Origin of the sequence: Microbispora hainanensis, assembly GCF_036186745.1 — a bacterium.
Classification (GTDB): domain Bacteria; phylum Actinomycetota; class Actinomycetes; order Streptosporangiales; family Streptosporangiaceae; genus Microbispora.
On sequence record NZ_CP108086.1, the window covers coordinates 5,338,445 to 5,361,234 of the forward strand.

The 22,790-nt window shown below is 72.0% G+C and carries 21 protein-coding genes; 12 read left to right on the top strand and 9 right to left on the bottom strand.

What is annotated here, in order from left to right; translation table 11 throughout:
• The first annotated feature begins 34 nt into the window (after positions 1-34).
• The 6 genes from OHB01_RS24910 (at position 35) to OHB01_RS24935 (ending at position 6,239) form a co-directional block, all read left to right on the top strand.
• The gene (locus tag OHB01_RS24910; protein WP_142645133.1) at positions 35-922 is read left to right on the top strand and encodes a ParA family protein; all 888 of its coding nucleotides are present in this window, start codon (positions 35-37) and stop codon (positions 920-922) included.
• Positions 923-968: 46 nt separating this feature from the next.
• A complete protein-coding gene (locus OHB01_RS24915) occupies positions 969-1,844 on the top strand; it encodes a segregation and condensation protein A (protein ID WP_419197550.1) in 876 nt (291 codons plus the stop codon).
• Positions 1,845-1,971: 127 nt separating this feature from the next.
• Positions 1,972-2,682, top strand: coding sequence for an SMC-Scp complex subunit ScpB (scpB, locus tag OHB01_RS24920; RefSeq protein WP_142645135.1), 711 nt, complete (start codon positions 1,972-1,974; stop codon positions 2,680-2,682).
• The gene (locus OHB01_RS24925) at positions 2,682-4,514 is read left to right on the top strand and encodes a pseudouridine synthase (protein WP_328854035.1); all 1,833 of its coding nucleotides are present in this window, start codon (positions 2,682-2,684) and stop codon (positions 4,512-4,514) included. The genes scpB and OHB01_RS24925 overlap by 1 nt, the downstream gene beginning before the upstream one ends.
• 113 nt (positions 4,515-4,627) lie before the next feature.
• On the top strand, positions 4,628-4,987 hold the full coding sequence (aroH, locus tag OHB01_RS24930) for a chorismate mutase (RefSeq protein WP_142645137.1): 360 nt from the start codon (positions 4,628-4,630) through the stop codon (positions 4,985-4,987).
• Positions 4,988-5,144: 157 nt separating this feature from the next.
• Positions 5,145-6,239 carry a prephenate dehydrogenase gene (locus OHB01_RS24935; RefSeq protein ID WP_142645138.1) on the top strand — a complete coding sequence of 365 codons (1,095 nt, stop codon included), beginning with the start codon at positions 5,145-5,147 and terminating at the stop codon, positions 6,237-6,239.
• Positions 6,240-6,250: 11 nt separating this feature from the next.
• On the opposite strand, the gene OHB01_RS24940 is transcribed toward OHB01_RS24935, so the two are convergent.
• From OHB01_RS24940 to OHB01_RS24960, 5 genes are all read right to left on the bottom strand, one after another.
• Positions 6,251-6,769: an ABA4-like family protein gene (locus OHB01_RS24940; protein ID WP_328709700.1), complete on the bottom strand. Its 519-nt coding sequence runs from the start codon at positions 6,767-6,769 to the stop codon at positions 6,251-6,253.
• A gap of 23 nt (positions 6,770-6,792) precedes the next feature.
• Positions 6,793-7,521 carry a response regulator gene (locus OHB01_RS24945; RefSeq protein WP_142645140.1) on the bottom strand — a complete coding sequence of 243 codons (729 nt, stop codon included), beginning with the start codon at positions 7,519-7,521 and terminating at the stop codon, positions 6,793-6,795.
• Entirely contained in the window at positions 7,521-8,516 is a 996-nt protein-coding gene (locus tag OHB01_RS24950; protein WP_328854036.1) for a sensor histidine kinase, read from the bottom strand. The genes OHB01_RS24945 and OHB01_RS24950 overlap by 1 nt, the downstream gene beginning before the upstream one ends.
• A 250-nt stretch (positions 8,517-8,766) precedes the next feature.
• A complete protein-coding gene (locus OHB01_RS24955; protein ID WP_142645142.1) occupies positions 8,767-9,795 on the bottom strand; it encodes an aldo/keto reductase in 1,029 nt (342 codons plus the stop codon).
• Positions 9,796-10,086: 291 nt separating this feature from the next.
• Positions 10,087-11,169 carry a lactonase family protein gene (locus OHB01_RS24960; RefSeq protein WP_328710869.1) on the bottom strand — a complete coding sequence of 361 codons (1,083 nt, stop codon included), beginning with the start codon at positions 11,167-11,169 and terminating at the stop codon, positions 10,087-10,089.
• 609 nt (positions 11,170-11,778) lie between these two features.
• Between OHB01_RS24960 and OHB01_RS24965 the strand changes: the two genes are divergently transcribed.
• From OHB01_RS24965 to OHB01_RS24975, 3 genes are all read left to right on the top strand, one after another.
• The gene (locus OHB01_RS24965; protein WP_405393292.1) at positions 11,779-13,374 is read left to right on the top strand and encodes an acyl-CoA carboxylase subunit beta; all 1,596 of its coding nucleotides are present in this window, start codon (positions 11,779-11,781) and stop codon (positions 13,372-13,374) included.
• Positions 13,371-13,553 (top strand): acyl-CoA carboxylase epsilon subunit, encoded by a 183-nt coding sequence (locus tag OHB01_RS24970; protein WP_328854037.1) that lies wholly within the window; start codon positions 13,371-13,373, stop codon positions 13,551-13,553. The genes OHB01_RS24965 and OHB01_RS24970 overlap by 4 nt, the downstream gene beginning before the upstream one ends.
• Positions 13,554-13,646: 93 nt before the next feature.
• Positions 13,647-15,398 (top strand): biotin carboxylase N-terminal domain-containing protein, encoded by a 1,752-nt coding sequence (locus OHB01_RS24975; protein ID WP_328854038.1) that lies wholly within the window; start codon positions 13,647-13,649, stop codon positions 15,396-15,398.
• 125 nt (positions 15,399-15,523) lie between these two features.
• On the opposite strand, the gene OHB01_RS24980 is transcribed toward OHB01_RS24975, so the two are convergent.
• Both OHB01_RS24980 and OHB01_RS24985 read right to left on the bottom strand, forming a co-directional pair.
• Entirely contained in the window at positions 15,524-16,477 is a 954-nt protein-coding gene (locus tag OHB01_RS24980; protein WP_328854039.1) for a hypothetical protein, read from the bottom strand.
• Positions 16,478-16,584: 107 nt separating this feature from the next.
• Entirely contained in the window at positions 16,585-18,681 is a 2,097-nt protein-coding gene (locus OHB01_RS24985; RefSeq protein ID WP_222709377.1) for an MMPL family transporter, read from the bottom strand.
• A 156-nt stretch (positions 18,682-18,837) separates the two neighbouring features.
• On the opposite strand from OHB01_RS24985, the gene OHB01_RS24990 reads away from it, so the two are divergent.
• Both OHB01_RS24990 and OHB01_RS24995 read left to right on the top strand, forming a co-directional pair.
• Complete coding sequence (locus tag OHB01_RS24990) at positions 18,838-20,256, top strand: MFS transporter (protein WP_142645149.1); 1,419 nt, start codon at positions 18,838-18,840, stop codon at positions 20,254-20,256.
• A 59-nt stretch (positions 20,257-20,315) separates the two neighbouring features.
• A complete protein-coding gene (locus OHB01_RS24995) occupies positions 20,316-20,972 on the top strand; it encodes a MerR family transcriptional regulator (protein ID WP_142645150.1) in 657 nt (218 codons plus the stop codon).
• A gap of 37 nt (positions 20,973-21,009) precedes the next feature.
• On the opposite strand, the gene OHB01_RS25000 is transcribed toward OHB01_RS24995, so the two are convergent.
• Positions 21,010-21,432, bottom strand: a complete 423-nt coding sequence (locus OHB01_RS25000) for a MaoC/PaaZ C-terminal domain-containing protein (protein WP_328709704.1) — start codon at positions 21,430-21,432, stop codon at positions 21,010-21,012.
• Positions 21,425-21,829 carry an FAS1-like dehydratase domain-containing protein gene (locus tag OHB01_RS25005; RefSeq protein ID WP_142645152.1) on the bottom strand — a complete coding sequence of 135 codons (405 nt, stop codon included), beginning with the start codon at positions 21,827-21,829 and terminating at the stop codon, positions 21,425-21,427. Before OHB01_RS25005 ends, OHB01_RS25000 begins: the two co-directional genes overlap by 8 nt.
• 194 nt (positions 21,830-22,023) lie before the next feature.
• Here OHB01_RS25005 and OHB01_RS25010 point away from each other — a divergent pair, with 194 nt between their 5' ends.
• Complete coding sequence (locus tag OHB01_RS25010) at positions 22,024-22,782, top strand: AfsR/SARP family transcriptional regulator (RefSeq protein WP_328854040.1); 759 nt, start codon at positions 22,024-22,026, stop codon at positions 22,780-22,782.
• The last annotated feature ends 8 nt before the right edge of the window (positions 22,783-22,790 follow it).

Sequence of the window (22,790 nt, forward strand, 5' to 3'; positions counted from 1 at the left end):
ATCAGGTTCGAGGGCCGTCAGGGAGGACCAACAGGTGACTGCGACCACAGAGGGGACGTGGGTGGGGGCTCCCGGTGCGATCGGGCCTACCGGCCGTCCCCGTCCGGTGTTCCCCGAGCCGACCCCGCCGGAGTCGCACGGGCCCGCGCGCATCGTCGCGATGGTGAACCAGAAGGGCGGCGTCGGCAAGACGACGACCACGATCAACCTGGGCGCCGCGCTCGCCGAGGTCGGTCAGCGGGTGCTGCTCGTCGACTTCGACCCGCAGGGCGCGCTGTCGGTCGGCCTGGGAATAGACCCCCGGCCGCTTGAGGCCACGGTCTACGACCTCATCATGGAGGAGCCCGACGTCACGGTCGAGGACGTGCTGCTCGACACCACCGTCGACGGCATGCAGCTCCTGCCGAGCAACATCTTCCTGTCCGGCGCGGAGATCCGGCTGGTCAACGAGGTGGCCAGGGAGTACGCCCTCCAGCGGGCGCTCGAGCCCCTGCTGCCGCACTACGACATCTGCCTGATCGACTGCCAGCCGTCCCTCGGTCTGCTGACGGTCAACGCGCTGACCTGCGCGCACAGCGTGATCATCCCGCTGGAGTGCGAGTTCTTCGCGCTGCGCGGCGTGGCGCTGCTGATGGAGTCGATCGGCAAGGTCCAGGAGCGGCTCAACAAGAGCCTGGAGATCGACGGCCTGCTCGCCACGATGTACGACCCCCGGACGCTGCACGCCCGCGAGGTGCTGCAGACGATCATGCAGGGCTTCGGCGACAAGGTGTTCCACACGGTCATAAACCGCACGGTGCGCTTCCCCGACGCCACGCTGGCGGGGGAGCCGATCACCCAGTTCGATCCCGGCTCGATGGGTGCCACCGCCTACCGTGAGCTGGCCCGCGAACTGCTGGCCAGGTGGCCCGCCCGCGTGTGAGCCCCCCGGGCCGCGCCGGAAGGGGACAACGGGCCGGTAGGGGACAATGGCAAGTGTGACGACCGGCCCGGAGACCGACCAGGGCGGCGAGGAGAGCGCCCCGAGCGGCTTCCAGGTGCACCTGGACGTCTTCGAGGGGCCGTTCGACCTGCTGCTCGGGCTGATCTCCAAGCACAAGCTGGACATCACCGAGGTCTCCCTGCACAAGGTCACCGACGAGTTCATCGCGTACATCCGGTCGCGGGGCCCGGAGTGGGACCTCGACCAGACGAGCCACTTCCTGCTCGTCGCGGCGACCCTCCTCGACCTCAAGGCGGCCCGGCTGCTGCCCACCGGCGAGGTGGAGGACGAGGAGGACCTCGCCCTGCTGGAGGCACGCGACCTGTTGTTCGCCCGGCTGCTGCAGTATCGGGCGTACAAGGAGGTCGCGAAGATCTTCGCCGGGCGCATGGCCGAGGAGGCGCTGCGCTTCCCGCGCGCGGTGCCGATGGAGAAGCGGTTCGCCGACCTGCTGCCGGAGCTCGTGCTCGGCATCGGGCCCGATCAGCTCGCGAAGATCGCGGCGAGGGCCTTCACACCGAAGGCGCCGCCGTCGGTGTCGGTCGCGCACATCTACCAACCGCTCGCCAGCGTACGGGAACAAGCCGCTATCCTTGTCGAGCGGCTGAGGCGGCTCAACCGGGCGACCTTCCGGGCACTGACCGCCGACTGCTCGGGGACGTTCGAGGTCGTCGCCCGTTTCCTGGCCGTCCTTGAGCTGTTCAGGGAGGCCGCGGTCTCCTTCGAGCAGGTCGAACCGCTCGGCGACCTGTACGTCACCTGGACGGGAAGCGCCGAGGGCGATGTCACGGTCGGCGACGACTACGACGAGGGCAGGCGTGAGGAACGGCCCGCCGAGGCGGCGGACACGCGGGACGAGTGAGGCCGGGACCAAGGGCCGCACCGGACCGGAAACGCCGGACCGGCGGACACCGGCCGAGCATGCCCGGCCTGCGGGCGCCGGCGTACGGCACGGCGGAGATGGTGACCCGCACGACGAGCGAGGAGCGATGGAAGCGAGCGACACCCCCGGCTCCGGCGACGATCTCTCCGGCCCCGCCGGCGACGTGACCGGACGGGACGAGGACGACCTCGCGTCCTCCGGCCTCGCGTCCTCCGGCCCCGGAACGCCGGATCCGGTCTCCGGCGCCCGCGATCCCGAGGCGGAGGTGCCGGCGGACGGGCCCGCGCTCACCGCGGCGCTGGAAGCGATCCTGATGGTCGTGGACGAACCGGTCGCCGAGGTCACCCTCGCGCAGGTGCTGGAACGGCCCACCGCCGAGATCACGGCCGCCCTGCGCGCCCTGTCGGAGGAATACACGGCCGCAGGACGGGGTTTCGACCTTCGAGAGGTGGCCGGAGGCTGGCGCTTCTACACGCGGGCGGAGTGTGCCGCCCTGGTGGAGAAGTTCGTCAGGGACGGCCAGCAGGCGCGGCTGACGCAGGCCGCACTGGAGACCCTCGCCGTGGTCGCCTACCGGCAGCCCGTGAGCCGGGCCAAGGTGGCGGCGGTGCGCGGCGTGAGCAGCGACGGCGTCATGCGGACGCTGGTCGCACGAGGCCTCGTGGAAGAGGCCGGAACCGACCCGGAGAGCCAGGCAGTGCTCTACCGGACGACGAGTTACTTCCTGGAGAGACTGGGGCTGCGAAGCCTCGACGAGCTTCCCGAGCTCGCCCCGTTCCTCCCGGACGACGTGGAAATTCTTGAGGAGCAGAAGTAGTGGACAACAGGCGTGGAACCCCGTCCGGTGAGGGACGCGGTCGGAGCCGGAACACCGGTCGGCAGGGCGCGAGCCCGCGTGGATCCCGCAGCGGGTCCGGCGGCGGCTTCCGCCCCCAGGGCGACCGGCGCGGAGGCTCCCGCGTTCCTGGTTCCCGGTCCGGGTACGGGTTCGACTCCAGGCGTTCCCGCGACGACGACGCGCGCGGCGACCGGTACGGCGAGCGCCGGCCGGACGCCCGCGGCGACCGATACGACGACCGGCCCCGCGGCACGGGCCGCCGCGACGACGACCGGGCCGCGTTCCGGGCGGAGCGGGGCGGCTCGCGTGGCCGGTACGGCAAGCCCGAGGGCGGCCGTTTCGGCGACCGCGACCGTGACGGCGGGCGTGACCGCGGCTTCGCCCGCGACGACGCCTCCGGCCGCGGCCGTGGGTTCGAGCGTGAGCGTGGCTTCGACCGTGAGCGCGGTTTCGGCCGCGGTGACCGCGACGGCCGCAGCTTCGGCCGTGACGACCGTGAGCGCGGCTCCCGGGGCGGTTCGCCCGCCGAGCGGCCCGCGTTCCGCGGCGAGGGCACGGGTTCGCGTGGCCGGTACGGCAGGTCCGAGGGCGGCCGGGACCGCGAGGCCGTCAGGGGCGCAGGCCGCCCGTCCTTCGCCGAGCGCGGTGACAGGGGCGAGGCCCGTGGCGACCGCTATGAAGGCCGCGGTGACCGGTTCGAGGCCCGCGGTGATCGCGGATGGAGCCGGAACGACAGGGACGACCGCCGCGACGACCGTGACCGGCGCGACGACCGCCGTGACGATCGCGGCGGGCGCAGCGGCGGCGGGCTGCGCGCGGCGCGCGGCGGCGGCAGGGCCCGAAGCGGCGAGGTACAGACGATCGGCCGCCTTGGCGGCCCGCGCGGCCGGTCCGGCTCGCGCGGCGCGGAGCGCGGGGCACCCTCCCGCACCGGCGCGCCTTCCCGTGCCGGCCGTCCCTCGGGCGCCGGCCGGCCCGGCGTGACAGGCCCGGTGGCCAACCCGTTCAAGACGTCCCGGCAGCCGCTGCGCGACCCGGACTTCTACGACGAGGACTACACCGACGAGCGCGACACCACGGAGGTGCCGGGCGGCGAGCGGCTGCAGAAGGTCCTCGCCCAGGCCGGGGTGGCCAGCAGGCGGGCCTGCGAGGAGATGATCGGCGACGGCCGGGTGACGGTGGACGGCCAGACCGTGCGCCGCTTCGGCGCCCGGGTCGATCCCGCCAAGCAGGTCATCCGGGTCGACGGCAAGCGCATCCCGACGTCCTCGGAGACCGTCTACTACGCGATCAACAAGCCGATCGGCGTGGTGAGCACGATGGACGACCCCGAGGGCCGGCCCTGCCTGAACGACTACGTGCAGGACCTCGCGCCCCGGCTGTTCCACGTGGGGCGTCTCGACACCGAGACCGAGGGACTGCTGCTGCTGACCAACGACGGCGAGCTCGCCCACCGGCTGACCCACCCGAGCTACGGCGTGCAGAAGAAATACTGGGCCAAGGTCCCCGGCCCCATCCCGCGCGACCTGCACAAGGTGCTGCGCAAGGGCGTGGACCTGGAGGACGGCCTGGCCAAGGCCGACGAGTTCCGGGTGGTGCAGGAGCACGGCCAGCAGGCGCTGGTCGAGATCGTGCTGCACGAGGGCCGCAAGCACATCGTCCGGCGCATGATGGAGGTCGTCGGTCATCGGGTGATCGACCTGGCTCGCATCGAGTTCGGCCCGGTGAAGCTCGGCAGGCTCAAGCCGGGGACCGTACGCCAGCTCACCGTGCAGGAGATCGGTGAGCTGTACGCGGCGGTCGGCCTGTAGCCTTTCCGCGCGGCGGGCGAAAGCCGCAAGCCGGGCGGAATTGGATGAAGCGCGTATATGGGTCGGGTTCGTCTCCGCGGGAGACCGGCCCGGCCCAGCGAGAGGGGAACGACATGGTGCGAGCGATTCGGGGAGCCATTCAGGTCGACGGCAACGATCGTGACGCGATCCTCGCCGGGACGACCGAGCTGGTGACCGAGGTGATGGGGCGCAACAACCTCACGACCGACGACGTCATCAGCGTGATCTTCACGTGCACCCCCGACCTCACCGCGGAGTTCCCCGCGCTGGCCGCGCGCAAGCTCGGCTTCCACGACGTGCCCCTGCTGTGCGCGACCGAGATCGACGTGCCCGGCGCGCTCCCTCGCGTCGTGCGGCTGATGGCCCACGTGCAGACCGACCGGCCCCGGCAGGAGATCCAGCACGTGTACCTGCGCGGCGCCGCGGCGCTGCGCGTGGACATCGCGCAGTGAACCTTTCCCTCGGGCGTCGTCCATCGGGCGACGCCCGGTAGACGTCGTCCCGGCGGGTTCGCACCGGGACGGCGGGGCCGGTGAATCACCACAATCCACCCACAAGAGATGCGTCGCGGGACAGCGCGCCCGGGACGGCGATGGCAGGAAGAACGCGATGACTCCCATCGAGGATGCCGAGATCGGCAGTGTGGTCGTTGTCGGGACGGGCCTCATCGGCACGTCGATCGCGCTGGCGCTGCGGCAGCGGGACGTGCGGGTCTTCCTGGCCGATCGGGACGCGGGAGCCGTACGGCTGGCGCGTGAGCTGGGGGCGGGGGAGGACTGGACCGGCGAGCAGCGGGTGGATCTGGCGGTCGTCGCCGTGCCGCCCCAGTTCGTCGCGCAGCAACTGCTGGATCTGCAAAAGCGTGACAGCGCCCGGTTCTACACCGACGTGGCGAGCGTGAAGGCGCTCCCGCTGGCTCAGGCCGCCCAGCTCGGCTGCGACCTGACGACGTACGTCGCGGGGCATCCGCTGGCGGGCCGCGAGCGGTCGGGCCCGGCGGCGGCCCGCGCCGACCTGTTCCTCGGCCGTCCGTGGGCGTACTGCCCGACGGACGAGGCGTCGCCGCGGGCGGTGGCCGCGGTGGAGCGGCTGATCTCACTGTGCGGCGGCAACGCCGTGCGGGTGGAGGCGGAGGAGCACGACCGTGCCGTCGCGGTCGTCTCGCACGCTCCGCACGTGACGGCGGCCGCGGTGGCGGCCCGGCTGGCGGAGGCGTCGGAGACGGCCCTCGGGCTGTCGGGGCAGGGTGTGCGCGACGTGACCCGCATCGCCGCCAGTGACCCCGCGCTGTGGACCGGCATCCTCGCGGGCAACGCGCTGCCCGTCGCCGAGGTGCTGGAGGCGCTCGTGGCCGATCTGAGCGCCGCCGCCCGTTCGCTTCGCGCGCTGGCGGGCGACGGCGCGGCCATGGGGCAGGTGACCGATCTCCTGTCGCGGGGTGTGCGGGGGACCGGGAGGATCCCCGGCAAGCACGGTGGTCCGGCGCGCACGTACGCGGTGGTCCAGGTGCTCATCGGCGACCGTCCCGGCGAGCTGGCCCGCCTGGTCCAGGCCGCGGGGGAGACGGGCGTCAACATCGAGGACATCCGCCTGGAGCACGCCACCGGGCTGGAGCTCGGCGCGGCCGAGCTGTACGTCCAGCCGGAGGCGGTGCAGACGCTCACCGACGGCCTGCGCGAGCGCGGCTGGCAGCTGCCGAGCTAGGCGCCCGGTCGTCAGTCGTCGGGGAGCGGCCCCGGAGACGGGTCACGCGCGGCGGGTACCGGCCCCGGCGACGGATCATGCGCGCCGGGGACCGTCCCGCGCGCCCTCGCGGCGCGGGACGGCAGGATCAGGCGGGCGGCGAGATAGAGCATCGTCCCGATGGGCGACAGCAGGACCGTCAGCAGCAGGATGGGGCTGGTCACCAGCGGGGAGATGCCCCGTTCCCGGGAGTCGAGGTAGATCCACCGCCCGACGAACAGGTCGAACCCGATGACATGGGCCCACAGGACGGCGGCGCCGTCCGGGCTGCCGAAGAAGTCGGTGAGAACGCGCAGATCCGGGCGGCTCACGGCGGCCCACAGGGCGCCGAAGCGCGGTATCACCAGCACCAGGTAGACCAGCAGCGGTGGTACGACGATCAGTGGTGAGGACACGATCCGGTGTGTCCACGACCACGCCGGAACGAGGATCATCAATATCCAGAACGGCGTGGCGAGCGGGAACGCCAGCTCGAAGAGGGTCTCGGTCATCGGCTCCTTCTGCCTGAGGAGGGCTACCGGTAGGTCAGGGACCCGTTCTGCCGGACGGGTTCGGAGGGGAAGGGCGGGACCCGCTTCAGCGGTACGGGCACGGGGGCCGGCACGGCGGGCTCGAAGGCCGGTGCGGCGACCTTGGCCCGGTTGACGGCGTCGAGCCGCGACACGGCGCCGAGCTTGCCAAAGATGTTGCGCAGGTGCCGCTTGACCGTGCCTTCGGTGATCGACAGCTGGACCGCGATCTGCCGGTTGCTGAGCGCGCGGGCGACCAGGGCGAGCACCTCCTCCTCCCGTTCGGTGAGCAGAGCGGTGCGCGGCGGCTCCCCGACGGCCCTCGGCGGGCGCGACGACACGATCACCCGGTAGGAGTTGCGGTGCACGCCGCGCAGGGCCGACGTCAGGTCCTGCCAGCTCACGCCCTTGTGCAGGTAGCCCCGGGCGCCCGCGGAGAGCATCTCGTGCACGAGATGCGGGTCGTCGTGCACCGTCAGCACCACCACGGTGCTGTGCGGCGACACGTGGGCGATCTGCTTGAGCGTGTACGTGGGCGGGTGGCCCGGCATCTCGATGTCCAGCAGGACGATGTCGGGACGGGTCGCGGCGGCCGCGGACACGACGGTCCGGGCGTCTCCGGCCTGCCCGACGACGCGGAAGTCGTGTTGCGCGCGCAGCAGTTCGCACAGCGCCTCGCGCAGGAGCGTGTGATCGTCGGCGACGACGATCCGGATGGGATGCTCGATACTCATCAGCGCCCTCCGAGCGGCACGGAGATGTGGATTCGCGTTCCCGCGGACGGATGGCTGCTCATGCGGAACTCGCCTTCGAGCAACTCGGTGCGCTCGCGCATGGAGGCGAAGCCGCCGCTCCGCCAGGACCGGCCGGGGTCCAGTCCTGTCCCGTCGTCCTGGACGACGGCCACCACCTTCTCCGGCAGGATCTCGGCGTGTGCGCTCACTCCCTCCGCCCCGGCATGGGTGAGCGCGTTACGCAGGGCTTCCCTGATGATCGCCAGCAGTTCCGCGCGCACCTCGTCGGGAAGGCGGGACTCCTCCCCGCGTACGGACACCTGGAGGTTCACCCCCGGTGGTTTGACGGCCTCCCCGAACGCCCGCAGCGAGCTTTCGAGGCCGACGTCGTGCGGGCACGACCGAAGGCCCCGCATCACGCGCCGGACCGTCTCCCAGGCGTCGTTCAGAGCCTGGCGCAACCCGCGCAGGTCGTCGCGTCCCTCCGGAGTGTCACGGCGCAGTTCGTAGAGGTCCAGGCGGCGCAGCGCGAGACTGACGCTGCTGCCCACCCAGTCGTGCACGTCCCGGGCGATGGCCTTGCGGATCCGCTCCGGGGTCTCCACCTCGTCGGCGAAGCTGCCCACCCGGGCGAGGATCGCCCGGTTGAGGGTGGGCAGGACGCGGCGGGCCAGCCGTTCCCGGTCCGGGGCCGCCCCCGCGGCCTCGGCGAGATGGTCGGCCACCGTCTGGAACAGCTCCGCCCACGCGAGGGTCGCCGCCGCGAGACCGACCTCCCGGACGGCCGGCCCCGGCGGTTCCGGCGTGGCCGGTGTCGCGTCACCGCCGACGGATGCCGCGCAGATCTTCAGGAGGGCCCGCGTCTGCCTGCGCCACTCCTGCCAGACCAGGGGATCCTGGACGACGGGACTGGCCAGCGCCCGCAGGCGGCTTTCGTACGAGTGAAGTAACGCCGGACTCCGTATGAGCAGCTCCGGCGACACGTATTCCGTCATACTCGATCCCCCGCACCTTGTTCACCCCCGCCTTGTCCACGGACCAGAAGGGGGTCCGCGTTACGACCACATGGTGCCAGCCGGCGAAAACCACCAGCCTTGATCTCCCCAATTATCCGGATATTTCGCCTTTCAAGGCAACGCCCAGGGGATTACTTTCTGCGGGTATGACAGATAGTAGAGAAAGCTGTTATGTTTTCGAACGCGATTCGAGTGGTGTTAGTGGAACGGGCTATTCTGTAATTCTCAACTATCTCCGCCGCAGCGCGGCGTCGGCCGGCTCAGGGTGCTGCCAGCCCTCGTCGTGCGGGTTGAGCGTGACGCCCGGCGGGACGATCCTGTCGATCTCGTCGAGCACCTCGTCGTCCAGGTCGATCGACACCGCGCCGAGCTGGGTGTCAAGGTGCTCCACAGTACGCGGGCCGATGATGACCGACGTGACCGCTGGATGCCGGAGCGCGAAGGCGAGGGCGAGGCCGACGAGGCTGAGCCCGGCGCGCTCGGCCAGCAGGGCCAGCTCCTCGACCGCGTCGAGCTTGCGCTGGTTGGCCGGCAGCTCCATGTCGTACCTGCCGGGCACCACGAAGCTGCGCATGCTGAACGGAAGCTCCTGGTTCTTGCGATACCGGCCGGTGAGCCAGCCGCCGGCGAGCGGGCTCCAGGTCAGCACGCCCAGCCGGTGCTGCCGGCAGACCGGCAGAACGTCACGTTCGATCCCCCGGGCAAGGATCGAGTAGGGCGCCTGCTCGGCGGAGAAGCGTTCCCGGCACCCGCGGGCGGCCACGTACTGCGCCTCGACGATCATGTACGCCGGGAACGTGGATGTGCCGAAATATCGGATCTTGCCAGCTCTGACCAAATCTGTCAGGGCGCCCAATGTGTCGTCGATATCCGTGGACGGATCGGGACGGTGTATCTGGTAGAGGTCGATCCAGTCGGTGCCGAGCCGGCGCAGGCTGTTGTCGACCTCCTGCATGATCCACCGGCGGGAGTTGCCCCGCATGTTGGGGTCGGCGCCCATCGGGAAGTGGCACTTGGTCGCGAGGACCACCCGGTCGCGCACCCCGCCCTGCGCGAGGGCCTTGCCGACGATCTCCTCCGACTCTCCGGCCGAGTAGTTGTCGGAGGTGTCGATGAAGTTGACGCCGCTCTCGATCGCGCGGTGAATGATCTTTATCGAGTCGTCGTGGTCGGGGTTGCCCCACGACCCGAACATCATCGCGCCCAGGCACAACCGGCTCACCGAGACACCGGTCCGGCCGAGCACCTCGTACTGCATGCGTTCTCCCTCGTGTCGGGGGTCGGAAGGCCGCGGGCGCCGGGGAGGCGGCCGGGGGCGCGCGTACTCCTGTCGCGGCGGACACGGCGGACGGCGGGACCCGGGCGCACGTCGCGGGCGGCCCCGAACGGCGGCTCCGAACGGCGGCTCCGAACGGCGGCTCCGCATGGCGGGTGCGGCCGGCCGGGCGAACGCGTCGCCTCCGCCGAAAGTGGCGATGTGCCGTGAATAGCCGATAGCTATGCTATCCACTATCCATTTGACGGACAAGAGTGAGCCGTGTCACATCCCCTATGAGACCGGCGGCCGGGGTCGGGTGGCCGGCGCCGGTACGGCGACCACGCAGGCCGCGTCGGGGACGGCCAGCGGTGCGCCCAGGGCGCCGAGCAGGCCGGTGCCGGCGTCGGCGGACAGGGCGGTCAGCGTCCCCGCCATCTGGCTGGCGACGTACACGACCGAGCCCGAGGGGTCGATCAGCAGGTCCCACGGCAGCGTGGTGAACGGGTCGCCGAACCGGTGCTCTCCGACCCGCTTCAGCAGGGCGCCCGCGGCGCCGGTCTCGAAGACCGCCACGCTCTCATGGCCCCGGTTGGCCACGTAGACATACCGGCCGTCGGCCGTCGTCACGACGGCGGAGGGGGCGATCCATCCGTCCGCCTCGTCGGGCACCGTACGCACCGAGCCGAGAGGGCGCAGGGTCCCCGAGGCGTCGAACTCGCACACCACGACGACCGGCCGGAGCTCGCCGACCACGTACACGTACCGGCCCGAGGGGTGGAAGACGAGGTGGCGGGGCCCGACACCCTCGCCGACGTGGGTCCGTCCCGCGGCGGTGAGATGTCCGTCCGGCGCGGAGTATCGGTAGACGTGGACGTGGTCGTCGCCCTTGTCGGGCACCAGTACGAACGTTCCCGTCTGATCGGTCGCCGTCATGTGCGGGTGCGGACCCGCCTGGTTGACCGGATCCGGGCCCTTCCCGGTGTGGCGTACGACGTCGGCGGGCGGCCCGATGAGCTCGCCGGACTCGACGGGGAACACGACGACCTCGCCCGAGTCGTGGTTGGCGGCGAACAGGTGCCGTCCCGACGGGTGCAGGGACAGGTGGACGGTGCCGGCGCCCAGGGCAGGCCGCTCGGCCAGGTGCTCCAGGGAGCCGCCCCGCCCGACGCGCAGGACGTGCACGCGGCCCTCCGGCACGTTGGAGGCCACGTAGAGCGTCCGCCCGGAGGGGGACGGCAGCAGGTGGAAGGGGTTGGGGATGTCGGTGAACGTGCCGGTGAGCACCAGCTCACCTGTCGTGGGATCGGACATCACGGCGCGCACGCCCCTGGCGAGGGTCTCGGTCCAGGAGTAGCCGCCGACGAACAGTTGCATCACAGCCGCGCCTTCCTCGTCGCATCGGTCGCAGTCGCCGCTCTGGGCGGGGCCCGCCGATCCGCCGGACGGCCACCGGGCAGGATCGCGACCGCCGGCGGCGCGGCATGCGGCTCCTTTGGGGGAGGAGCCGAGCCGTTTCCCGACTTTATCGGAATTAGCCTTATCTGCGCAGATGACGAGATGTCACTTGGGGGGTAATGGATGTTTCGAAAGGAGTAGGCCCCCCGGAGCCGGCTCCGGGTCACCGCCGATCCAGGATGGGAGGAGCGAGGGACTCCGGGATCGCCGGAGCCCCTCTGTTTTCCCCTCAAGTCCCGAGGTGGACGGCCGTCCCCCCGGGAGTCCTGTCGCGGCGGGGCCGGGGAACACGCCACCCGGCGTGGCCGGCTCACCCTGCTCACCTGGCTCATCCGGCGCGCGCGGCGCCGGCGGCGCGTGGGAAAGCCGGCCCGCCGCCGATCGCGATCTCATCATTCGGAACGGCCGCGGACCATGTCACCTAAGACATACGGCCGGTGCCTCCTAGGGGTGACTCTCCTTTGCCCCGGCGGCCCTTGTTGGAATCATTCGGGCAAATGCGGAGTGACTGATGAAAGGCCTTCGCGCATGACATTGCTTGACGACAGAAACGCCGTGACCGAGGCGCCGCCGGACTCCATGGAGGGCAGGCTCGCAGAGCTCGACCGGATGCGCAGGCGGCTGGCCGAGGGGCCGGGCGCGGGCGCGACGGAGGCGCAGCACGCCCGTGGCAAGCTCACCGTACGCGAGCGCCTGGATATCCTGCTCGACCCCGGCTCGTTCACGGAGATCGAGGGCTTTCGCCGCCACCGCGCGACGGGCTTCGGCATGGAGCGGCGCCGGCCGCACGGCGACGGCGTGGTGACCGGCTGGGGCACGATCGACGGCCGCCGGGTCTTCGTCTACGCCCACGACTTCCGGGTCTTCGGCGGCTCGCTCGGCGAGGCGCACGCCCAGAAGATCCACAAGGTGATGGACCTGGCCTACGCCGCCCGGGCGCCCCTGATCAGCCTCAACGACGGCGCCGGCGCCCGCATCCAGGAGGGCGTGACCGGCCTCGCGGGCTACGGCGGCATCTTCCAGCGGACCGTCCGGGCGTCGGGCGTGATTCCGCAGATCAGCGTGATGCTCGGCCCCTGCGCGGGCGGCGCGTCGTACGCCCCCGCGCTCACCGATGTGGTGTTCATGGTGCGGGACACCTCGCAGATGTTCATCACCGGTCCCGACGTCGTGGAGGCCGTGACCGGCGAGCGGATCAGCCAGGAGGGCCTCGGGGGCGCCGACGTGCACGCCACGAGGTCGGGCGTGGCGACCTTCGTGCACGAGGACGAGGCGAGCTGTCTCGAAGACGTGCGATACCTGGTCTCGCTGCTGCCCGCCAGCAACCTGGAGACCCCGCCGGTGGAGTTCACCGCCGATTCGGCCGACCGGCGCTGTGAGGCGCTGATCGACATCGTGCCCGCCGACCCCGGACGGCCCTACGACATGCGGGAGGTCATCGCCGAGGTCGTCGACGACGGCGAGTTCCTCGAGTTCTCCGAGCGGTGGGCCGCCAACGTGATCTGCGCGCTGGCCCGGCTGGACGGCCACGTGGTGGGCGTCATCGCCAACCAGCCGCTGTCCATGGCGGGCGTGCTCGACATCCACGCCTCGGAGAAGGCGGCGCGCTTCGTGCAGATGTGCGACGCGTTCAACATCCCGTTGGTCACGTTCGTCGACGTGCCGGGCTTCCTGCCGGGCACCGACCAGGAACACGGCGGGGTGATCCGGCACGGCGCGAAGCTCCTGCACGCCTACTGCGCCGCCACGGTGCCCCGCGTCCAGGTGATCGTCAGGAAGGCGTACGGCGGCGCCTACATCGTCATGGACTCCCGTTCCATCGGCGCCGACCTGTCGTTCGCCTGGCCGACCAACGAGATCGCCGTCATGGGCGCGGACGCCGCCGCGAACGTCATCTTCCGCAAGGAGATCGCCGCCTCCGCAGACCCCGAGACCACCCGCGCGAAGCTCGTCGGGGAATACCGCGCGGAGCTCATGCACCCCTACTACGCGGTCGAGCGCGGTCTGGTCGACGACGTGATCGACCCGAGGGACACCAGGAAGGTCCTCGCGGGCGCGCTGGCCACGCTCCGCGGCAAACAGGCCGTGCTGCCGCATCGCAAGCACGCCAACCCCCCGGCATGACGGCCCGGGAACCGGCGCGGACGCCGGTGGCCGTCGTGCGTGGGGCGCCGACCGACGAGCAGCTCGCGGCCGTGCTGGCCGTGCTGTCGGCGGCGTCCGGAGCCCGGGGGACCGGGACGCCCCCGCCCCTGGTCCCCCGCCCCCGGTGGTCGGTGGAGTCCGTATGGCGGCCGGCGTGATGCGCGGGGGCCGCCCCGCGCGGGGGCCGTACGAAGTCGTGGGAGCAGGCGTGGCGGCCGCGGGAGACGCCCCGGCCGCGCGGAGGAGGAACGGTGCGTAAGGTCCTGGTCGCCAACAGGGGAGAGGTCGCGGTCCGGATCATCCGGGGCTGCCGGGACGCGGGGCTGGACAGCGTCGCGGTCTACGCGGCGCCCGACGCCGGCGCGCCGCACGTGCGGCTGGCCGGCGAGGCGTTCGCCCTGGGGGGAGACACTCCCGCCGCCAGTTACCTGGACGTGGGCAAGGTGCTCGACGCGGCGCTGAAGTCGGGCGCCGACGCCGTCCATCCGGGCTGGGGATTCCTGTCGGAGAACGCCGGCTTCGCCCAGGCCGTGATCGACGCCGGGCTGACCTGGATCGGGCCCCCGCCCGGCGTGATCAGGGAGCTCGGCGACAAGGTGTCGGCCCGGCGGATCGCGGCACGGGTGGGGGCCCCGCTCGCCCCCGGCACCCCCGGCCCGGTCTCCGGCGCGGCCGAGGTCGTGGCCTTCGCCGAGGAGCACGGCCTGCCCGTGGCGATCAAGGCGGCGTACGGCGGCGGCGGCCGGGGCCTCAAGGTCGCCTGGACCATGGAGGAGATCCCCGAGCTGTACGACAGCGCGGTGCGGGAGGCGGTGACCGCCTTCGGCCGGGGCGAGTGCTTCGCCGAGCGCTACCTCGACCGGCCCCGGCACGTCGAGACCCAGTGCCTGGCCGACGCGCACGGGAACGTGGTGGTGGTCTCGACCCGCGACTGCTCGCTGCAGCGCCGCCACCAGAAGCTGGTCGAGGAGGCCCCTGCGCCGTTCCTCACCCCCGAGCAGTCGCGGCTGCTGTACGAGAGCTCCAAGGCCATCCTGCGCGAGGCCGGCTATGTCGGGGCGGGCACCTGCGAGTTCCTCGTGGCCCGCGACGGCCTGGTGTCGTTCCTGGAGGTCAACACCCGCCTCCAGGTGGAGCACCCGGTCAGCGAGGAGGTCACGGGCCTCGACCTGGTCCGCGAGATGTTCCGCGTCGCGGCGGGGGAACCGCTCGGCTACGGCGACCCGGAGATACACGGCCACTCCATCGAGTTCCGGATCAACGGGGAGGATCCGGGCCGGAACTTCCTGCCGTCCCCCGGCACGGTGATCCGCTGGCGGCCGCCGGGCGGGCCGGGGGTCCGCCTGGACTCCGGCGTCGTGGAGGGCACGCAGGTCGGCCAGGCGTTCGACTCGTTGCTGGCCAAGCTGGTCGTCACCGGGCGGGACCGGGAGCAGGCCCTGGCCCGGGCCCGGCGGGCGCTCGCCGAGTTCGAGGTCGAGGGGCTGGCGACCACGCTGCCGTTCCATCGGGCCGTCGTCGACGACCCGGCGTTCGCCCCCGGCCTCACGGTGCACACGCAGTGGATCGAGACGGAGTTCGCCGGCGGCGTCGAGCCGTACGGCGGCCTCGTCGTGGAGCCGGAGCCCGGCGCGGGGACCGAGACGCTGGTGGTGGAGGTGGACGGCCGGCGGGTCGAGGTCGTGATGCCGGCTGGCCTGACCACGCCGGCCGCGGAGCGGGTCGCCGCGGGGCCGCGGCGCAGGGGTGCGCGCCGGGCCGGGGCGGGCGGCGGTGCGCCGGCCGCCGAGGGCGCGGTGGTCAGTCCCATGCAGGGCACCATCGTGAAGATCAACAAGGCGGACGGCGAGACGGTGGAGGAGGGCGAGCTGCTCTTCGTGCTGGAGGCGATGAAGATGGAGCAGCCGCTGTTCGCGCAGCGGGCCGGCCGCGTCGCCGGTCTCGCCGTCACGGTGGGCCAGGCCGTCGCCGGTGGCGAGGTCCTCTGCGTGCTCGGCACCTGACCTCGCGGGGAGCGGGCGGACGATCGCCCCGGCCCGGTGACGCCGTCGCGTCGCCCGGCCGGGGCGATCGGCGCTCCCGCACCGGCGGCAGGGAGGAGCGGGAGCGGTCCGGTGGACGAGGGGGTTCAGGCCCGGGCGGGGACGGGCGGGCGGGGGCCGGTCCGGACGCGCCGCGCGCCCGCGACGACCACCGCCGCGGCGGCCGACGTCACGGCCGCCACCAGTACGGCTAACGCGGTCACGGTGGAAGGGCCGGGGTAGATCAGCGGCTCGCCCCTGAGCGCCTGCCAGGTGAGCAGCACGAGCAGCCCGCCGAATCCGGTGGCCGCCACCCTGACCAGGCCCAGGCGCACACCGTCGTCGGCGAGGACGGGCACCCGCGTGCCCAGCGCCCGGAGGGCCGCCAGCAGCAGGGGCAGGGCCTGCAGGGCGTGCAGCCCGGCGAAGTGCGCCACCCGGAGATCGCCCCCGGTGGTGCTCCAGCCGAGGATGGGCAGCCCCGGCCCGCCGTCGGGCACGCCGACGCTGTGCGCCCCGGAGACGCCGCCGGCGTTGGACGTGGAGCCCACCATCAGGTAGGCCTCGGCCATGCCGGCGACGCACAGCGCGAGCCCGAGGCGCAGCGCCGAGGCCGTGGGCCGGTCGCCGACCCGGTGCAGCAGCACCAGCCCGGTGACGGCGATGGTCACCACCCAGAGGGCGGTCACCAGCGTCCCCATGAGGCCGAAGATCGCCGCGTCCTGCGGGGTGCTCACGTTGAAATGGCTCTGCCGTCCCCGCGCCGCCTGGAGCGTGATGAGGCCGACGCCCACCGTGCTCATGCCCGCGATCAGGTCGCCGAGCCGTCTGGCCACGACCGGGGCGCGCTTCAGCAGCGTCAGCAGCCAGGCCAGGGTCAGGCTGTAGACGCCGAACGAGACGGCGAACTTGAACGGCTTCATCCACACGGGCACGCCGAGGAGGGTGCGGTCGTCGACGACGAGCCCCACCAGGGACACCACTGCGAGCACGGCCATCGCGCCGCAGAAGACGATGAGCGTGCGGTGCAGGCCGAGCACACTGCGGAGGAGCGCTCGCATGGGACCTCCTGTCGAAGTTGTCGCCCCCGGTGCGGCCCGCCTCGGGCCGCACCGGGGGATCTGCCGGAAACGAAGCCGCCGGCGGCCGGGGGACCCGGCCCCCGGGCTCAGACCTTCGCGTCGACCTGCCCGGCTTCCACGACGGACTCGCCCTCCCGTACGCCGAACCGGTCCCACAGCCGGGCCAGGGGCCGCGGCGCCCACCAGGCGTAGCGGCCCAGCAGCCGCATGGTCGCGGGCACGAGGAGGCTGCGGACGATGGTGGCGTCCACGACGACCGCGATGACCAGGCCGATTCCGGCCATCTTCATGAACGCGATGCCGGAGACGGCGAAGCCGCCGACGACGACCACGACCAGGAGCGCGGCACTCGTGATGATCTTCGCGGTGCGCTGGAGGCCGACCGCCACCGACTCGACGGGATCGCCCGTCAGCATCCACTGCTCGCGGATGCGCGACAGCAGGAACACCTCGTAGTCCATGGCCAGGCCGAAGGCGATGGCCACGATCAGCACGGGGAAGTTCACGTCGACCGCGCCGATCGGGACGAAGCCCAGCGCTCCGGAGAGCCAGCCGTCCTGGAAGATCAGCTTGATGGCGCCGAAGGACGCCGACAGAGACAGGAGGTTGAAGAGCACGGACTTCAGCGGCAGCAGGACCGAACCGAAGGCCATGAAGAGCACCACGAAGGAGACGACCGCGACGAACAGCGCCATCCACACCATCCGCGAGGTGACCATGTCGACGATGTCGACCCGGGAGGCGGGCATTCCGGTGAGCGAGGTCTTCGCGCCCGGGGGCGGGGTGACGGCGCGCAGGTCCTCCACCATGCGGCGCGACTCACGCGACATCGGGTCGCCCGAGTAGGCGAGCGTCACCCGTCCCTCGGTCCCCTGGGTCCCGGTGACGCGGGCGTCCGCGACGCCCGGCACCGCGCCGAGCCGCGTCGCGTAGGCGTCGAGTGCCGCGCGGTCGGGCGCGGACTCGACGACCATCGTCATGAGCTTGCCGGGATCGCCGTCGAACCTGGCCGCCATCTCCCCGGTGACCACGCGGGCGTCGGCGGAGGCGGGCAGCACCCAGTCGCCGGGCCGGGCCCAGTTGACCCCGGCGAACGGCAGGCCGAGCCCAACGAGCAGGACCACGATGCCGATCGTGGTCACCAGCGGGCGCCGCATCACCGCGTGGGCGACGCGATACCAGCGCCCCTGCTCGGGCGGGGCGGACAGCGCGCGGCCCCGGCGCGGCACCAGCCGCCGGCCCCCGAGACGCAGCAGGGCGGGGAGCACGGTCAGCGACGCCAGCACGGCCAGCAGCGTCACTCCGGCGCCGGCGAAGCCCATCGACAGCAGGAACCTGGACGGGAAGAGGGTCAGCCCGGCCAGTGAGATCGCCACGACCAGGCCGGAGAACATGATCGTGCGGCCGGCCGCGGCGGTGGTCCGGCGGATCGCCTCGTCCAGGGGCCTGCCCTGGCTCATCTCCTCCCTGAACCGGGTGACCATGAGCAGCGCGTAGTCGATGGCCAGGCCCAGCCCCAGGATGGTGACCACCTGGATGGCGAAGGTCGAGATGTCGGTGAAGAAGGTCACCAGCCGCAGCACGGCGAGTGAGCCCAGCGCCGCGACGATGCCGACGAGCAGCGGAAGCGAGGCGGCCGGCAGGCTGCGGAAGATGACCACCAGCAGGATCAGCAGGATCGGGATGGACAGTGCCTCGGCGAACAGCAGGTCCCGCATGGTCTGGCGGTTGACCTGGTCGGTCATCGAGGTGATGCCGCCGAAGCGGACGGTGAGGCCGTCGGCCTTGAACTTGTCCTGGATCGCCCGGAGCATCTGCACACGCTCCTGGTCGACGCTGGAGCCGAGCTGCACGGTGACGTAGGTCGCGTGCCGGTCCTTGGAGACGAAGCTCTGCGAGTGGGTGGACCAGAAGGACTCGAGCCGCACGACGTCGTCGCGCGGCACCGACGCGATCGCCCGCTGGACGGGCTCGGCGAACCTCGGGTCGTCCACTGTCAGGGTGTCGCTCTCGTAGAGGACGACCACGTCGTTGGCGTACCTGCCGAGCGGCCCGGCCAGCACCTTGTCGGCGTGGACGGACTCGCTGCCCGGATCGTCGAAGCCGGCTCCGCCACCGAGCGCGCCCAGGACACCGGTGCCCCAGCCGCCCGCGCCGATGGCGAAGATCAGGGCGCCTATCACTATCCATAGACGCCGTCGGACCACGAAAGTGCCTAGAGCGCTGAACATGAACTGCCCTCATCTGTCAAGAGGTGGAAAGTTGGGCTATCTATAATTACCGTCAGCTTCACTATCCACTATCCATGTTCATTGCGCAACGGGCCTCAGGAGGCCTCCATGAGCTCACGCAGGGGCGGTCTGGTCACGTTCCTGATCGCCGGTCTGGCGGCCTTCATGACCGCCCTGGACAACCTCGTCGTCACCACCGCGCTGCCGACGATCCAGCGGCAGTTCCGGGCCTCTCTCGAGGGGCTGGAGTGGACGGTGAACTCCTACACGCTCACCTACGCGGTCTGCCTGCTCACCGCGGCCGTCCTCGGGGACCGCTTCGGGCGGCGGCGGGTCTTCGTGACGGGGCTGCTGGTGTTCACCGCCGCCTCGGCCACCGCGGCCTCCGCCGGATCCGTCGGCGTGCTGGTCGCGTCCCGCGCCGTCCAGGGCATCGGCGCCGCACTCGTCTTCCCGCTCGCCCTCACCCTGGTGGTGACGGCGGCGCCGCCCGCCAGGCGCGGCCTGGCCATCGCGGGCTTCGGCGGCATGAGCGGCCTCGGCATCGCGCTGGGCCCCTGGATCGGCGGGCTCATCGTCGAGTACGGCGACTGGCAGTGGGTGTTCTGGATCAACGTGCCGATCGGGCTGGTGCTCGCGCCGCTCGCCGCACGGCTGCTGGGCGCCGGCAGGGGCCCGCACGACCGTCTCGACGTCCGCGGCACCGTGCTCGTCACGGCCGGCCTGTTCGGGATCGTCTACGGCCTGATCCGCAGCGTACGGCTCGGCTGGCTGCACCCGCAGGTCGTGCTGTCCGTCCTGGCCGGGCTCGCGATCCTGGCCGTGTTCGTCCGGTGGGAGCGGCGCGCCGCGTATCCCATCATCCCGCCGCGCCTGTTCCGCAGCCGCGGCTTCACGTTGTCGAACGCGGTCGCGCTGCTCGTCCAGGGCGGCATGTTCGGCGCGGTCTTCCTGCTGACGCAGTTCCTGCAGAACGCCCTGGGGCACACCCCGCTGCGCGCCGGCGCGATGACCCTGCCGTGGACCATGATGCCGCTGCTGGTCGCGCCGGCCGCCGGCGTGTTCGGCGACCGGATCGGGCCGCGGCGGCTGCTCACCGCGGGGGCACTGCTGCAGGCCGCCGCCCTCGCCTGGTTCGCGGTGGTCTCCACCACGGACGTCGCGTACGTCGTGCTTCTCCCGGGAATGGTGGTCGCGGGCGTCGGCATGGGCCTGTTCTTCGCCCTGGCCGCCCGCGTGGCCATGGACTACGTCTCCACCGACGAGGAAGGACTGGCCTCGGGCGTCAACAACGCGATGCGTCAGATCGGGGTGGTGCTGGGCGTGGCCGTGCTGTCGGCGGTGTTCGCGACGGCGGGAGGCTACGCGGCGCCGGCGCGGTTCGTCGCCGGTCTGCATCCGGCGCTGTGGGCCGGGACCGCGATCGTGCTGCTGGGCGCCGTCGTCGCGATGCTGGTGCCGCGTCCCGTCTCCGCCACCCCGGGCGAACGTGAGGAGACCACTTTGAGCACGATCGAAAGTGGATAAGCACAACTTCCGCTATCTATTCTGGAAACGATCGGCGTAAGGATGGGGAGGGCGGCGACGTGCGCATAGGTGAGCTCAGCCGGGAGAGCGGCGTGTCCATCCCCACGATCAAGTACTACGTCCGCGAGGGGCTGCTGCCCGCGGGCGAGCGCACCAAGTTCAACCAGGCGCAGTATGACGAGACGCACCTGCGCCGGCTCAAACTGGTCAGGGCGCTGGTCGAGGTCGGCGGGCTGTCCATCGCCGCCACCCGCGACGTGCTGAGCCTGATGGACGCGCAGACGAGCGACCTCGCCCGCCTGGGCAAGGCCCAGTACGCGCTGACCCCCCGCAGGGAGCACGAGCCGGACGAGGCATGGGAGTGGGCCGGCGAGCAGGTGGACGGTCTGCTCGCCAAGCACGGCTGGAAGGTCTCGCGCAACAACCCCGCACGGCTCCAGCTCGCCGAGGCGCTGGCCACGCTGCGCCGCCTCGGCCAGGACGACTACCTCGCCATGCTCGACCGCTACGCCGAGATCGTCGGCGAGATGACGACGATGGAGGTGGACGGGGTCCTGGCGCGCAGGAACCTGGACGGGATGGCCGAGGCGATCGTCATCTGGACCGCCATCGGCGACTCGATGCTCACCGCGTTGCGCCGGCTCTCGCAGGAGGCCGAGACCGTACGCCGGTTCGGCGAGACCGTCTTCACGGCCGAGGGCGAGCAGCAGGACTGAAAAGGCAGCAGGACCCGTGGGCAAGGCCGGGGTGGGGTCAGCGCAGCCTGACCACGGCGCGCGGGCGCGCGAGGACCTTCTCCCCGCCGCACCGGACGGTGAGGTCCACCCGCACCCGGCCGTCGCCGAGCTTCTCGCTCACCACCGCGCCGGCCGTGATCTCGACGCCCTCGTCGGTGTCGGGCACCAGCACCGGCGCCGCGAACCTGGTGGCGCACTCCAGCACCGCGTCGCGGCCCGCCCACTCGGTGAGCACCCGCAGGGCCACGCCCAGGGTGAGCATGCCGTGCGCGACGACGGCCGGCAGGCCCGCCCCGGCCGCCGCGCGCTCGCTCCAGTGGATGGGGTTGAAGTCGCCCGACGCGCCCGCGTAGACGACGAGGTCGCCGCGTCGCAGGGTGTGGGTGAGCCCGGGCAGGCGGGTGCCGACGCCGACCTCCTCGTAGCGGGGCTCAGCCATCGGACCTCGCGATCAGCGTCGACGTGCCGGTGCAGACCAGCTCGTCCTCGGTCGTGCGCACGACGCTGGAGAGGGTGAGCACGTCCGTGCCGCCCACGTGGCCGGCCTCGGCGACGGTGACCGTCACGGTCAGCTCGTCGCCCGGCTCGATGGGCCGCCGGTGCTCGAAGCGCTGCTCCCGGTGGAGCAGCCTCGTCGTGTCGAACCCGACCTCGGGATCGAAGACGACGCGCAGCTCGGCAGGCATCGTGACCACGACCGCGAAGGTGGGCGGGGCGCACGCCGGATCACCGGAGTCGCCGATGGCCCGGGCGAACTCCCGGATCTTCTCCCGGCTGACGAGATAGGGATCGGTGGCGGGGTAGACCCGGCCCACCAGAGCGGCATTCAGCGGCATCGCGACCCTTCCGTACGCGGAGACGTGCCGGTCAGCGGTGAATCTATGCGCGCGGTCCGGTCGGGCGGCATTCCTCTTTGGGGGTAGAGGCGATGCCTCGGGAGCGGTACGCCCTACCCCCTATGTGCACTGGGGGCCTCCCCTGGCGTACGGGCAGTCTAGGGAGTGATCGGCAACCGGACCGGGAGGCGGAGATGTTGTCTTTTTCCCTGCTGGGAGCTGTCGAGCTGAATCAGGGGGACAAGAAGTGGACTCCACGCGGGCCGAAGGTGCGGCAGCTTCTGTCGCTGCTGCTGGTGCGGCCATCGCAGACGGTCACCCTCGACACGCTCGTCGAGGAGCTGTGGGACGGCAGCCCGCCGCGTACGGCGGTGCAGACCATCCGCACCCACGTCTACAACCTGCGGACGGGGCTGGAGCGGGAGGCGGGGCTGCCGGGCGCGGCCGGGCTGCTGGTGACCGAGCCGACCGGCTACCTGCTGCGGGTGCCGCCCGGGCAGGGTGACGTGGACAGGTTCCGCCGGATGGTCGGCGAGGGGCGGCTGCACCTGGAGAAGGGCGACGCGGAGGCCGCGGCCGGGGTGCTGCGCCGGGCCCTGGACCTGTGGCGGGGCTCGCCCCTCACCAACGTGCCGCTCGGCCCGGTCCTCGCCCAGCACGTCGCCCACCTGGAGGAGGTGCGCATCCGGGGGCTGGAGCTGTGGGTCGAGGCGGGCATGAGCCTGGGCCGGCATCGGGAGCTCATCGCCGACCTGCGCGAGCTGGTCGCGGTGCACACGCTGAACGAATGGTTCCACGCCCGGCTGATCGAGGCCCTGCACCGCTCGGGACGCCGCGGCGACGCGCTGAACGCGGTGCAGAGCCTGCGCCGGATGCTGCACGACGAGCTGGGCATGGAACCCTCCGCCGAGGTGCGGCGGCTCCAGCTGGCCGTGCTGGCCGAGGCCGGGTAGCGGCCTCC